Source organism: Azospirillum thiophilum, assembly GCF_001305595.1.
Classification (GTDB): Bacteria; Pseudomonadota; Alphaproteobacteria; order Azospirillales; family Azospirillaceae; genus Azospirillum; species Azospirillum thiophilum.
This window is the reverse complement of the sequence record NZ_CP012404.1, coordinates 562979-575474: the sequence shown is the minus strand read 5'-3', so window position 1 is coordinate 575474 and position 12496 is coordinate 562979. Positions and strand designations below refer to the sequence as shown.

General features: G+C 71.1%; 13 protein-coding genes and 1 riboswitch. Of the genes, 5 read left to right on the top strand and 8 right to left on the bottom strand.

Annotation, left to right across the window (positions count from 1 at the left end):
• Position 1 precedes the first annotated feature (1 nt).
• Positions 2-736 (bottom strand): TetR/AcrR family transcriptional regulator, encoded by a 735-nt coding sequence (locus AL072_RS25395; RefSeq protein ID WP_045583859.1) that lies wholly within the window; start codon positions 734-736, stop codon positions 2-4.
• Between the two features lie 263 nt (positions 737-999).
• Here AL072_RS25395 and AL072_RS25390 point away from each other — a divergent pair, with 263 nt between their 5' ends.
• The 3 genes from AL072_RS25390 (at position 1000) to AL072_RS25380 (ending at position 4399) form a co-directional block, all read left to right on the top strand.
• Positions 1000-2190 carry a urate hydroxylase PuuD gene (locus AL072_RS25390; RefSeq protein WP_045583860.1) on the top strand — a complete coding sequence of 397 codons (1191 nt, stop codon included), beginning with the start codon at positions 1000-1002 and terminating at the stop codon, positions 2188-2190.
• Positions 2191-2226: 36 nt separating this feature from the next.
• Positions 2227-3585, top strand: coding sequence for a guanine deaminase (guaD, locus tag AL072_RS25385; protein ID WP_045583861.1), 1359 nt, complete (start codon positions 2227-2229; stop codon positions 3583-3585).
• 26 nt (positions 3586-3611) lie between these two features.
• A riboswitch (yybP-ykoY riboswitch) is annotated at positions 3612-3738 on the top strand.
• A gap of 82 nt (positions 3739-3820) precedes the next feature.
• Positions 3821-4399: a manganese efflux pump MntP gene (locus AL072_RS25380; protein WP_045583862.1), complete on the top strand. Its 579-nt coding sequence runs from the start codon at positions 3821-3823 to the stop codon at positions 4397-4399.
• A gap of 62 nt (positions 4400-4461) precedes the next feature.
• Here the strand turns inward: AL072_RS25380 and tenA are convergent, their stop codons facing one another.
• From tenA to cobA, 4 genes are read right to left on the bottom strand one after another with little or no spacing between them, the layout of a single operon-like run.
• Positions 4462-5151, bottom strand: a complete 690-nt coding sequence (gene tenA / locus AL072_RS25375) for a thiaminase II (protein WP_045583863.1) — start codon at positions 5149-5151, stop codon at positions 4462-4464.
• Between the two features lie 58 nt (positions 5152-5209).
• Entirely contained in the window at positions 5210-5878 is a 669-nt protein-coding gene (bluB, locus tag AL072_RS25370) for a 5,6-dimethylbenzimidazole synthase (RefSeq protein WP_045583864.1), read from the bottom strand.
• Positions 5875-7197 (bottom strand): cobyrinic acid a,c-diamide synthase CobB, encoded by a 1323-nt coding sequence (locus AL072_RS25365; RefSeq protein ID WP_245636977.1) that lies wholly within the window; start codon positions 7195-7197, stop codon positions 5875-5877. The genes bluB and AL072_RS25365 overlap by 4 nt, the downstream gene beginning before the upstream one ends.
• A gap of 22 nt (positions 7198-7219) precedes the next feature.
• On the bottom strand, positions 7220-8020 hold the full coding sequence (cobA, locus tag AL072_RS25360; RefSeq protein WP_045584035.1) for a uroporphyrinogen-III C-methyltransferase: 801 nt from the start codon (positions 8018-8020) through the stop codon (positions 7220-7222).
• Between cobA and AL072_RS25355 the strand changes: the two genes are divergently transcribed.
• Positions 8019-9203: a cobalt-precorrin-5B (C(1))-methyltransferase gene (locus AL072_RS25355; RefSeq protein ID WP_082109139.1), complete on the top strand. Its 1185-nt coding sequence runs from the start codon at positions 8019-8021 to the stop codon at positions 9201-9203. The genes cobA and AL072_RS25355 overlap by 2 nt on opposite strands.
• Here AL072_RS25355 and cobM read toward each other — a convergent pair.
• Genes cobM through AL072_RS25340 form a run of 3 tightly spaced genes read right to left on the bottom strand, consistent with a single transcriptional unit; the run spans position 9182 to position 11609 of the window.
• Entirely contained in the window at positions 9182-9943 is a 762-nt protein-coding gene (gene cobM, locus AL072_RS25350; protein ID WP_045583866.1) for a precorrin-4 C(11)-methyltransferase, read from the bottom strand. The genes AL072_RS25355 and cobM overlap by 22 nt on opposite strands.
• Positions 9940-10389: a cobalamin biosynthesis protein gene (locus tag AL072_RS25345; protein ID WP_245636976.1), complete on the bottom strand. Its 450-nt coding sequence runs from the start codon at positions 10387-10389 to the stop codon at positions 9940-9942. Before AL072_RS25345 ends, cobM begins: the two co-directional genes overlap by 4 nt.
• Positions 10386-11609 (bottom strand): bifunctional cobalt-precorrin-7 (C(5))-methyltransferase/cobalt-precorrin-6B (C(15))-methyltransferase, encoded by a 1224-nt coding sequence (locus AL072_RS25340; RefSeq protein WP_045583868.1) that lies wholly within the window; start codon positions 11607-11609, stop codon positions 10386-10388. The genes AL072_RS25345 and AL072_RS25340 overlap by 4 nt, the downstream gene beginning before the upstream one ends.
• A gap of 43 nt (positions 11610-11652) precedes the next feature.
• On the opposite strand from AL072_RS25340, the gene AL072_RS25335 reads away from it, so the two are divergent.
• Positions 11653-12393, top strand: coding sequence for a cobalt-precorrin-6A reductase (locus tag AL072_RS25335; protein WP_200909913.1), 741 nt, complete (start codon positions 11653-11655; stop codon positions 12391-12393).
• Positions 12394-12496 lie beyond the last annotated feature (103 nt).

Here is a 12496-nt window from a genome sequence, read left to right as displayed (position 1 = left end):
GCTACTCCGGTCTCTCGGGTGTGGGTTCGTCATTGTGGATCCCGCCGTCCTGCGGCGGGGCGAATGGCACGAAGGGAAAGCGTCCGCCGCGTTCCTGGGCGGCAATCGACTCGTCGCGCAGGCCGATGCCGCGCAGGATGAACCAGATGGCCTGCCGCGCAAGGTCGGGACGGCCGCAGGGGTAGGGGACGACCGCGCCGCCGGACAGGCAGACGGTCGCCATCATCCCGCAAAGATGCTCGGCAAGCCAGAGTCCGTTCTCGGTGTCGATCGGTCCCGGAACAAGGTCGCCTGCGGCGGTGGCGGCGGCGATGGAGGCGGCGAAGCAGGGCAGGAAGCGGCTGCGGATGCCTTCATAGACCTGCCGCATGAACTCGCCGTCGTCCAGCAGGCTGATGATCGACAGGCGATGGCGGGCCCGCTCTTCCGGATCGGCGGGAACCTCGATCACGAAATGGGTGACCAGCCCCTGGATCATCTGCGCCAGCGTCGCGGTGCCCGGCGGCAATGCCACCAGCCGGTCATATTCCGGATCGTCGTCGATGCAGGTGAGGAAGATCGCCTCGTACAGCGAGGCCTTGGTCGGGAAATGCTTGAAGATCAGCGCCTCCGACACGCCGGCGGCCTGCGCGATCTCCTTGGTGGTGGTCGCGGCAAAGCCCTTGCGCGCGAACAGCGGCAAGGCGGCGTCTAGGATCGCCCGCTTGCGGGCGTTGCTGTCGAGGCGTGGAGCCATCGGAGGGTGGAACACTCGCTGGTGATAAGTGAGTGCTTACTCACCCTGGATGGGGTTGATATAGCTTGGCTGCGTCACTCTGTCCATCGGCTTCAGTGCGGGGGCGAAAGGTCTCCTGCCCGGTCCCTGACAGAGTTCCCCCCGGCCGTACCCCCGATCTTTCGTCATTTTTTGAAGCTGTTGGGATGGACGAGCGGTTTTCCGCACCCGCACAATCGCCTTACAGTCAGGTCATCGACCTGACCGGAAGGAGCGTGCGTGTGATGGAGCCCATCCTGTGGGAATGGATCAACGCCCTGGCGCGGTGGCTGCACGTCATCACCGCCATCGCCTGGATCGGATCGTCCTTCTATTTCATCCATCTCGACGCCTCGCTGCGCAGGCGGGCGGGGGCGCCAGCCGGCACGGCGGGCGATGCCTGGCAGATCCATGGCGGCGGCTTCTACCACATGACCAAATACATGGTCGCGCCGCCGCAGCTGCCCGAGGATCTCACCTGGTTCAAGTGGGAATCCTACGCCACCTGGCTCAGCGGCTTCTTCCTGATGTGCGTGCTGTACTATCGCGGCGCCGACCTGTTCCTGATCGACCAGGACGTGCTGGCGCTCACCCACTGGCAGGCGGTGGCGATCAGCGTCGGCGCGCTGGCGGCGGGCTGGGTCGCCTACGACCTGATGTGCAAGTCACCGCTCGGCCGCAACGACGGGGCGCTGGCGCTGGCCGGCTTCGTCATGCTGGTGGCGACCGCCTGGGCGATGACCCGGATCTTCAGCGGACGCGGCGCCATGCTGCAGGTCGGCGCACTGATGGCGACCATGATGGCCTGCAACGTCTTCATGCTGATCATCCCCAACCAGCGCAGGACGGTGGCCGCCATGCTGCGCGGCGAGACGCCGGACCCGTCCTTGGGCAAGAAAGCGAAGCAGCGCTCGCTGCACAACAACTACCTGACCCTGCCGGTCGTCTTCCTGATGCTGTCCAACCATTACCCGCTGGTCAGCTCCACCCGCTACAACTGGGTGATGGTGGCGCTGGTGCTGGTGGTGGGCACGGCGATCCGCCATTTCTTCAACAGCCGCCATGCCGGCAAGCCGACTCCCTGGTGGACCTGGGGCGTCGCCGCCGCCGGCATGCTCGCCTGCGTCTGGCTCAGCACCCTGGGCCCGGCGGGGAGCGGCGGCGACAGCGCCGCGCTGCCGGCCAAGGTCGGTTTCGCTCAGGTGGAGGAGATCGTCTCCACCCGTTGCAGCATGTGCCATGCCGCCCAACCGGTGTGGGAGGGCATCGCCACCCCGCCGCGCGGCGTCGTGCTGGAGGGCGACGGCATCCGCCGCCATGCCGGAGAGATCCGCCTGCAGGCCGGATTCAGCAACGCCATGCCGCCCGCCAACATCACCGGCATCACGCCGCAGGAACGTGCGGTGTTGGCTGCGTGGTCGGGCGACATCAAGTAACCCTCCCTCTTATCGACGTCATCGAACCGGATCCCCATGACCGACCAGCCCGCCGCCTCTCCATCTGCCGCCCCCGTATCCGCCGCCATCCGCGGACGCCTGCTCAGCTTCCACCGCGCGCCCGTGGGGCCGGGCAACCTCGATGCCCTGCGCCATCACGAGGACGGGCTGCTGCTGGTCGGGGTCGATGGCCGCATCGCCGCGGTGGGGGACTGGGCCGCGCTGCGCGGCCAGGTGCCGGACGGCGTCACGGTCGACGACCATCGCGGCCGGCTGGTGCTGCCGGGCTTCATCGACACCCACATCCATTTCCCGCAGACCCAGGTCATCGCCTCCTACGGGGCGCAGCTGCTGGACTGGCTGGAAAAATACACCTTCATCGAGGAGCAGAAATTCGCCGACCCGGCCCACGCCGCCGCCAATGCCGCCTTCTTCATGGACGAGCTGCTGCGCAACGGCACGACGACCGCGGTGGTCTACGGCTCGGTTCACCCGCAGTCGGTCGACGCCCTGTTCGCGGAGGCCGAGGCGCGCGGCGCCGGGCTGATCGCCGGCAAGGTGATGATGGACCGCCACGCCCCGGCCGTCCTGACCGATACGGCGGAAAGCGGCTACCGCGACAGCAAGGATCTCATCGCCCGCTGGCATGGGCGCGGCCGGCAGCGCTACGCCGTCACCCCGCGCTTCGCCATCACCTCGACTGAGGCGCAGCTGGAGGCGGCTGGCGCGCTGCTGCGCGAGCATCCCGGCGTCCACATGCAGACCCACCTGTCGGAGAACACCGAGGAGATCGCGACGGTGCGCCGCCTGTTCCCCGGTGCCCGCGACTATACCGACGTGTACGACCGCTTCGGGCTGCTGGGGCCGACCTCGCTGTTCGGCCACTGCATCCATCTGTCCGAGGCGGAGATGATCCGGCTGCACCAGAGCGGGTCGGTCGCCGTCTTCTGCCCGACCAGCAACCTGTTCATCGGCAGCGGCCTGTTCGATCTCGACGCCCTGTCGAAGCCGGAACGGCCGGTGCGCACCGCCATCGCCACCGATGTCGGCGGCGGCACCAGCTATTCCATGCTGCGCACCGCGGCGGAGGGCTACAAGGTGCTGCAGCTGCAAGGCCGCAACCTGCCGGCGCTGGCGGCGCTGTACTGGATGACCCGCGGCAATGCCGAGGCGCTGGGAATGGCCGGCGAGATCGGCAGCCTGGAGCCCGGCTGCTGGGCCGACCTCGTCGTGCTCGACCCGGCGGCGACGCCGGCTATGCGACATCGCATGAAGACGGTGGAGGGCGACCTGGAGGAGGAACTGTTCATCCAGGTGACGTTGGGCGACGACCGTTCCGTCGCCGCCACCTACCTGCGCGGCCGCAACTCGCACCTGCGGCAAACGTGTGCTTGACCGAAGCCCCCAGCGCCTGTAGGACTTCCTCCGTCATTGGGGAGTAGCCACCCGCCGGCGAGCAGATCCGGTGGGGTTCGCGTCAACAGACTTGGACGGTTCCGGCCTTCGGCCGTTTCCGCCATGGCGCGCACGGCGGCCATTGGGCCGACCCGGCGAGACCAGTGGATCGGGCATCTCCGCGGCCAGCCGGGGTCCGTCCGATTCCACTGCGTTGTCTGGCCCGGGAATAGCCATGATCGCCACGTCCCTCGCTCTCGCCTTCAGTCTCTCGATGGATTCCTTCGCCGCGGCGCTCGGCCGTGGCGCCTGCTCGCGCCGGTCCGGCCTGCCCGAGGCGATGCGCGTCGGTGCCGCCTTCGGCATCTGCCAGTTCGCCATGCCGCTGGTCGGCTGGGGCATCGGCATCGCCTTCGCCAGCCTGGTCGAGTCGGTCGACCACTGGATCGCCTTCGGCCTGCTGCTGGCGGTCGGCGGCGCCATGCTGCGCAACGCCGTCATGAACAGCGACGACGGGGCGGAGGATGATTGCAGGCCGGTGAAGAGTGCGCGGTCCGAGTGGCTGGCGCTGCTGACCACCGCCATCGCCACCAGCATCGACGCCGCCGCGGTCGGCGCCGGCCTTGCGATGGTCGATGTCGACATGGTGACGACCTCGGCCCTGATCGGCGCGGTGACCTTCGCCGTCGCCTTCGGCGGCGTCCTAATCGGCCGTGCCGCCGGCAGCCATCTCGGCCGCTGGGCGGAAATGGCCGGCGGCGTCGTGCTGATCGGGCTGGGGGCGAAGATCCTGCTGGAACACACGCTGGGGTGAGTAGAAAAGGGCCGGGGCGGGGGCTCCCGCCTCAGCCCGCCCCCGCTTCAGCCCGTCCTGCCTCAGCCCGCCAGCGTCGTTCCCATCTCCCAGAAATCCGCCTCCAGCCGGCAGGCCTGCCGGAAGACCGTCAACAGCTTGGGGAAGCGTGCCGGCGTCATCCCGTCGGCCGCCAGTCGGTCGAGAGTCTCGCGCGCCGCCCGCGCCACCTCCTGATAGGTGTCGCCGGCATATTCGGCGATCCACACGCGATAAGGGTTGCTCTCGTCCAGGGCGCCCGGCAGTGCGGCCAGCCTGCGGCCGATCTCGGCATAGCCGATGACGCAGGGGCTGAGCGCCACATGCAGATCCAGCAGGTCGCCGCGCAGCCCGGTTTCCAGCACATAGCGGGTGTAGGCCATCGTCGCCTTGGCCTCCGCCGCCTGCTCCAGCTCGGCGGCCGACAGTCCCCAGCCGGCGCACAAGCCGACATGCAGATCCATCTCGACGTCCAGGATCGCCTTCAGCCCGCCGAGCGCCGAACGCATCTCGCGCAGGTCGCGCCCCTTGTAGATGGCGAGCGCGTAGGCGCGGGCGAAATGGATCAGGAACAGGTAATCCTGGACCAGATAATGGCGGAAGCACTCTTGCGGCAGGGTGCCGTCGCCCATCCCGCGCACGAAGGCGTGGTCGACATAGGCCGCCCAGTCCGGCCGCGCTTCGGCGACGAGCCGGTCGAACAGGTCGGGGCCAGGGAGGATATCCGCGGTCATGGTCTCGTTCTCCGCTGAAGCCGATGAATGAGGATGTGGATGCGGGCGTGGCCGGCAGTCACCTGTCTGCCCCCCACCGGTCGCGGAACACCAGCTCCTCCAGCGGCAGGCGCCGGCGCCAGCCTTTGCTTTCCAGCTCCGGCGCCGTCTCGAAATGGGTGACGTGCCCGATGCAGAGATAGGCGATCGGCACGATGCGCTCGGGAATCCCCAGCGCCTCTTTCAACGCGTCCTCGTGCAGGATGCTGACCCAGCCGACCCCCAGCCCTTCGGCCCGTGCCGCCAGCCACAGATTCTGCACCGCGCAGACGCAGCTGTAGAGATCCATCGCCGGCATGTGGGTGCGGCCCAGCACCACCGGGCCGCTGCGCTCGCGGTCGCAGGTGATGCAGAGATTGACCGGCGCCTCGCGGATGCCTTCCAGCTTCAGGCGGCTGTAGAGGCTGCGCCGCTCGCCCTCGAACATCGCCGCCGCTTCCTCGCTGGCCCGGGTGAAATCGGCATGGATGCGGGCCTTCACGGCGGGATCGGTGACGACGATGAAGTTCCAGGGCTGCATGAAGCCGACCGACGGCGCATGGTGGGCGGCCAGCAGGATGCGGTCAAGCACGTCACCGGGCACCGGGTCGGGCCGGAACTGCCCGCGGACGTCGCGGCGGGAGAAGATCGCCTTGTAGAGCGCCTCGCGCTCGGGAGCGGTGAAGGCGTCGTCCTTACCTTCACTCATGATTTCACCCCTCTCGCGATCAGGTGGACGAAGGATCCCAGCGCCAGCCCGCGCCGGCCGCCCAGCCCGCCCAACTCGCTGCCGTCGGCGGTCTTCGCCGTCAGCAGCGGCGCGTCGCCGCCGCGCGCGAGCGTCGAGGCGTAATGGAACTCGTGCCCCATCAGCGGCGTGCCGGCCGGTCCCAGCGGCCCGTCGGCCGTCAGCTCGGCGCGGCGATAGCCCAGATGCAGCCGCCGCCTGGCGAAGGAGGTGCGCACGCCCAGCAGGCCGGTCATCGGGTGGGTGACGCCGTCGGCATCCTCCAGCGTCTCGCCCATCACCATGTAGCCGCCGCATTCGCCATAGACCGGCATCCGCTCCGCCGCGGCGCGCAAGGCTTCGCGGAAGCGCCCGTTGGCGGCGAGGCGGCCGGCATGCAGTTCCGGATAGCCGCCGGGCAGATAGACGGCGTCCGAGTCCTCCGGGGGCGGCTCGTCCGCCAGCGGCGAGAAGAAGCGCAGCTCCGCCCCGGCGGCGCGCCAGCCCTCCATCAGGTGCGGATAGACGAAGGTGAAGGCGGCATCGCGGGCGATGGCGACCCGCTGGCCGAGCGGCGCCAGCGCCGGGGCGTCGCTGCCGGGTCCGGCCTGCGACGGGCGGGCGAGCGCGGCGACGCGGTCGAGGTCGACATGCTCGGCGACGAAGCGGCCCAGCGCGGCCAGCCGGCCGGCCAGCCCCTCGGTCTCGTCGGCCTGGACGAGGCCGAGATGGCGTTCGGGCAGGGTCAGGTCCGGCGCGCGGGGCAGGGCGCCCAGCAGCGGGATGCCCAGCGCCTCGATGGCGGAGCCGGCCAGCGCGGTGTGGCGCGGGCTGCCGACATTGTTCAGCACGACGCCGCCGATGGTCACGTCGTCGCGGTAGGTGGCGAAGCCCTTCACCAATGCCGCCGCCGACTGCGACTGGCCCTTGGCGTTCACCACCAGCAGGACCGGCCAGCCGGTGCGCGCCGCGATCTCCGCCGTCGAGCCGGTGCCGGTGGCGCCGATGCCGGCGACCCCGTCGAACAGCCCCATCAGCGCCTCGCACACCAGCAGATCGGCGCCCTCGGAGGCGCGGGCGGCCAGCCCGTCCAGCAAATCGGGGCCCATCGCCCAGGTGTCGAGATTGACGCTCGGCCGGCCGGTGGCAGCGCGGTGGAAGGCCGGGTCGATGTAGTCCGGCCCCGATTTCACCGCGCCGACGGCGACGCCGCGGGCGCGCAGGGCCGCCAGCAGCCCGAGCGTCAGCGTCGTCTTGCCGGTGCCCGACGCCGGGGCGGCGACGATCAGGCCTCTGGCCATCGCTCCTTCAGCCATGGGCCCATCAGCCATGAACGAGCGCCGCCTGTGCCGGCAGCCAGTCCAGCGCCGGGCGCAGCCGCACCATCTCGCCGATCACGATGATGGCGGGCGGCTCCAGCCCGCTCGCCGCCAGATCGGCGACGCAGGTGCCGAGGCTGGTGACAAGGCTCTTCTGGTTGGGGGTCGTCGCCTCGGTCACCACCCCGACGGGGGTGTCGGCGGCAAGCCCGCCGGCCATCAGCTCCGCGGCGATGGTCGGCAGCGCCTTCCATCCCATATAGAGGATCAGCGGCACCCTGGTGGCGGCCAGAGTCCGCCAATCCGGCCCGCCGCCCAGCGAATGGCCGGTCGCCAGGATCACCGCCTGGTTGGTGTCGCGATGGGTCGCCGGAATGCCGGCATAGGCCGGGCCGGCGAGGCCCGAGGTGATGCCAGGGACGATGCGGAAGGGGATGCCGTGGGCGGCCAGCGCCTGGGCCTCCTCGCCGCCGCGGCCGAAGACGAAGGGGTCGCCGCCCTTCAGCCGCAGCACCCGGTGGCCCTCCTGCGCCAGCTCGATCAGGCGGCTGGTGATGTCGTCCTGGTGGGCGGAGGGACGGCCGCCGCGCTTGCCGGCGAATTCCAGCCTTGCCGCCGGGTTGGCGAGCGCCATGATCCGTGGGCCGACCAGCGCGTCATGGACGATGACGTCGGCTTGCCTTAGACCTTGCAGCGCCAGCAGGGTCAGCAGGCCGGGATCGCCGGGACCGGCGCCGGCCAGCCAGACGCTGCCGGGGGCGAAGGGGACCTGGACGCTTTCGGGAATGGACGACTCAAACGACATGAACGCGGACTCGGGGCTGGAAAGCGGGAAGGCGGACGGCGGCGACGGCACGCCGGAGCATGCTACACCCTTGCGCCGCGGCTGGACGACGGGAACCTGTGCGACCGCCGCGGCACGCGCGGCGGCGGAAGCCCTGTTCGGCGGGGAGTTTCCCGATCCGGTCGCCGTCACCCTGCCCGGCGGCCAGACCCCGGCCTTCGCACTGGCGGTGACGGAGCGGGGGGAGGGGGCGGACGGCCCCTGGGCTGCGGCCGGCGTGGTCAAGGATGCCGGCGACGATCCCGACGTGACCCATGGCGCGCTGGTGCGGGCGCGGGTCTGGCACGGCCCGCCCGGCAGCGGCGTCACCTTCCGCGCCGGTCCCGGCGTCGGCACCGTGACCCTGCCCGGCCTGCCGCTGCCGGTGGGCGAGCCCGCCATCAACCCGGTGCCGCGCACCATGATCGCCGAGGCGGTGGGGGAGGCGGCGGCCAGGGCCGGCCGGCCGGCCGACCTGGTGGTCGAGGTCGGGGTGGAGAATGGCGAGCTGCTGGCCCGGCGCACCATGAACGGCCGGCTCGGCATCCTCGGCGGCCTGTCGATCCTGGGGACGACCGGAATCGTCGTGCCCTATTCCTGCGCGGCCTGGATCGCGTCGATCCAGCGCGGCATCGACGTGGCGCGGGCCGCCGGCCTGACCCATGTCGCGGCCTGCACCGGCGATCTGTCGGAAAAGGCGGTGACGGCGCGCTACGGCTTTGCCGAACAGGCGCTGATCGACATGGGCGATTTCGCCGGCGGCACGCTGAAATACCTGCGCCGCCAGCCGATCCCGCGCCTGACCCTGTGCGGCGGCTTCGCCAAGTTCGGCAAGCTGGCGCGCGGGCTGATGGATCTGCATTCCAAACGCAACAGCGTCGATCTCGACTGGCTGGCCGACCGGCTGGCCGAACTGGGCGCCGGGCCGGAGCTGGCCGGGCAGGCGCGCGGCGCCAACACCGCGGCTCAGGTTCTGGGCATGGCCGAGGCTGCCGGCCTGCCGCTTGCCGACCATGTGGCGGCGCTGGCGCAACGTGCGGCGCTGGAGATGCTGGAGGGCGCGCCGGTGGATGTCGAGGTTCTGATCACCGACCGCCAGGGACGGATCGTGGGGAACGCGCCTTTCTCCGTTCCGAATGCCCCTCACTCCCCCAGCCCCCGGTAGCGGCGGACATGGCTGCCGTCATAGAGGGCGCTGCAGCGGAAATCCTCATGCTCCAGCGCCGGGCCGACCAGGATCAGCGCGGTGCGTTCCATCGGCGCCGCCGCCACCTGCGCCGCGATGTCGGCCAGCGTGCCGCGCACCACCCGCTCGTCCGGCCAGCTGGCGCGGTAGACCACCGCCGCCGGGCAGCCGGCGCCGTAGAGCGGGGTCAGCCGTTCGACCACCCGGTCGAGGACATGGATCGACAGGTGGATCGCCAGCGTCGCGCCGGACGCCCCCAGCACCTCCAGCGTCTCGTTCGCCGGCATCGCCGAGGCGCGGCCTTCGGTGCGGGTCAGGATCAGCGTCTGGCTAACCTCCGGCAGGGTCAGCTCGCGCCCGAGCGCGGCCGACGCCGCGGCGAAGGCCGGCACGCCGGGGGTGATGGTGTAGGGGATGCCGAGTTCGCGCAGGGCGCGGGTCTGCTCCCCCAGCGCGCTGTAGACCGACAGGTCGCCGGAATGCAGCCGCGCCACCTCCTGGCCGGCGGCATGGGCGACCCGGAACTCGGCGACGATCTCTTCCAGCGTCAGCGGCGCGGTGTCGACGATGCGGGCGCCGGGCGGGGCATGGGCGATGATCTCCCGCGGCACCAGCGAGCCGGCATAGAGGCAGACCGGACAGCGCGCGATCAGGTCGCGGCCGCGCAGGGTCAGCAGGTCGGGGGCTCCCGGTCCGGCGCCGATGAAATGGACGGTCATGAACGGGTCTCCGGCACAGCGACGCCGGGCAGGGCGACGGCGGGCAAGGCGAGCGCCACGGTGGCGCGGGGGGTGGAGCGGCGCGGCAGCAGCAGGCGCGATCCCGGCCCGGCGGCGGCCAGCGCCGCGGCTTCGGCGACCGAGGCCAGACCGACGGCGGCCAGCACGGTGGCCGACCGGGTATGGACGCGGTCCTGGGCGGCCAGCATCGCGTCCTCCTCGATGAAGCGCTGCGGCAGGCCGAGCGCGCGGGCCGCCTCGGCCAGGCCGGGCTCGTCGGACTTCATCGCCGGGGCGGCGAGCGCGGCCAGCCGGCGCGCCGCATCGGGCAGGGCGGCTTCGTCGAAGGCGCCGGCGACCAGGGCGGCGATCTCCTCCCACCCGCAGCCGCGGCGGCAGCCCAGCCCGACGAAGACCGGGCCGAACAGGATCCGGTCTGAACTCATGCCGTCCATGGTTTTTCCACCCGCCACAGCGTGACCGGCATCGAGGGGCGCCAGCCGCGGAAACCGCCGACATTCGAGGCGCGCGACACCGCGACCTGCGCCAGCTCGCCGCCGAACCGTTTGTGCGCCGCGATCAGCACCGCTTCGCTTTCCAGCGTCACCGCATTGGCGGCGAGCCGCCCGCCGGGGGGCAGGGCGGTCCAGCAGGCATCCAGCACGCCGTCGGCGGTCAGTCCGCCGCCGATGAAGATGGCGTCGGGTGGCTCCAGCCCGTCCAGCGCCGCCGGAGCCTTGCCGCGGGCCAGCGTCAGGCCGGGCACCCCCAGCGCCGCGGCGTTGGCGAGGATGCGGGCGAAGCGCTCGTCATGATGCTCGACGGCAATGGCGCGGTTGGCCGGGTCGCGCAGCATCCATTCGATGCCGATCGACCCCGACCCGGCGCCGACGTCCCACAGCAGGTCGCCGCGGCGTGGCGCCAGGAAGGACAGGGTGACGGCACGGACCTCGCGCTTGGTGATCTGGCCGTCATGCTCGAACCAGTCGTCGGGCAGGCCGGGCGCCAGCGGCAGGATGCGGGCACCGGGGGCGGCGACGCACTCAAGCGCGATGGTGTTGAGGTCGGCGACGCGCTCTTCGCTCCAGGCATCGGCGGTGGCGTCGATTCGCCTCTCGCGCGGGCCGCCCATCGCCTCCAGCACGGTGAGGTGCGATGCTCCGAAGCCGCGGGCGCGAGCCAAGGCCGCCAGCTTTGCCGGACTTGTTCCGTCCCAGGAAAGAAGCAGCAGTTTCGCATTCGGTTGCAGATGCGGAATGACAAGCTCCAGCGGGCGGCCATGGATGGTCAGGCAGCGACAGTCCTGCACCGGCCAGCCCAGCCGCGCGGCGGCGAGGCTGAAGGCGGACGCAGCTGGTATCACCGTCGTTTCCGCAGCCGGAACGAACCGGGCGAGGGTTGCGCCCACCCCGTACCAGGAGGGGTCGCCGCTCGCCAGCACACAGACCCGCTGCCCGCGCCGGGCGAGCAGGCCGGGGATTGCGTCGGCCAGCGGCGACGGCCATGCCGATCGTTCCTGTCCGGCAACGACCGCAACCAGTCCGAGATGGCGGACACCGCCAAGCAGGATGGACGCGCCTTCCACCGCGGCGCGGGCAGCGGGAGACAAACCGTCCCAGCCGTCTTCGCCGATGCCGACGATGGTGAGCCAGCGGCCCGTTCCCATGCTATCCATGGCGGAGATCCTGACGAACGGGGAGGGGAAGCCGGTGCCGAGGCTGCTGATTCTGGGGGGCACGACCGAAGCGACGGCGCTTGCCAAGCGACTGGCCGGCCATCCGCGCATCGACGGCCGGGTGTCGCTGGCCGGGCGCACCAGGAACCCGGTCCTGCCGCCGCTGCCGACCCGCATCGGCGGCTTCGGCGGGGTGGAGGGGCTCGCCGCCTATCTGCGCGACGAGGGCATCGGCGCGGCGATCGACGCGACCCATCCCTTCGCGGCGCGGATTTCCGCCAATGCCGCCGCGGCCTGCACACAAGCGGGCGTTCCGCTGCGACGGCTGACCCGTCCGGCCTGGGTGGCCGGGCCGCGCGACCGCTGGATCGGCGTGCCCGACATGGAAGCGGCGGCGGCCGCCCTGTCCGATCTGGGCGACGCCGTGTTCCTGACCATCGGCCGGCAGGAGGTCGCCGCCTTCGAGGCGATGCCGGGCAAACGCTACCTGATCCGCGCTGTCGACCCGCCGGAGCCGATGCCGGCCTTGCCGCGCATGAGCCTGATCCTCGACCGCGGACCGTTCACGGTGGAGGGCGAACTGGCGCTGATGCGCGGGCATGGGGTGGAGGTGCTGGTCAGCAAGAACAGCGGCGGCCGTGCCACCGACGCGAAGCTGGAAGCCGCGCGGGAGCTGGGGCTGCCGGTGGTGATGGTGCAGCGGCCGGCGGGCAACGGCGTGGCGGAGCTGCCCGACGTCGAGGCGGCGCTGGAGTGGCTGGAGGGGATGGGCTGACTTTCCTTCCCACTGATTCCCCCTCTCCCCCCCGGGGAGAGGGTTGGGGTGAGGGGGAAACCCGGCAGAATCCTTGCTAAAGTCCTGCACCGCGCCCCCCTCA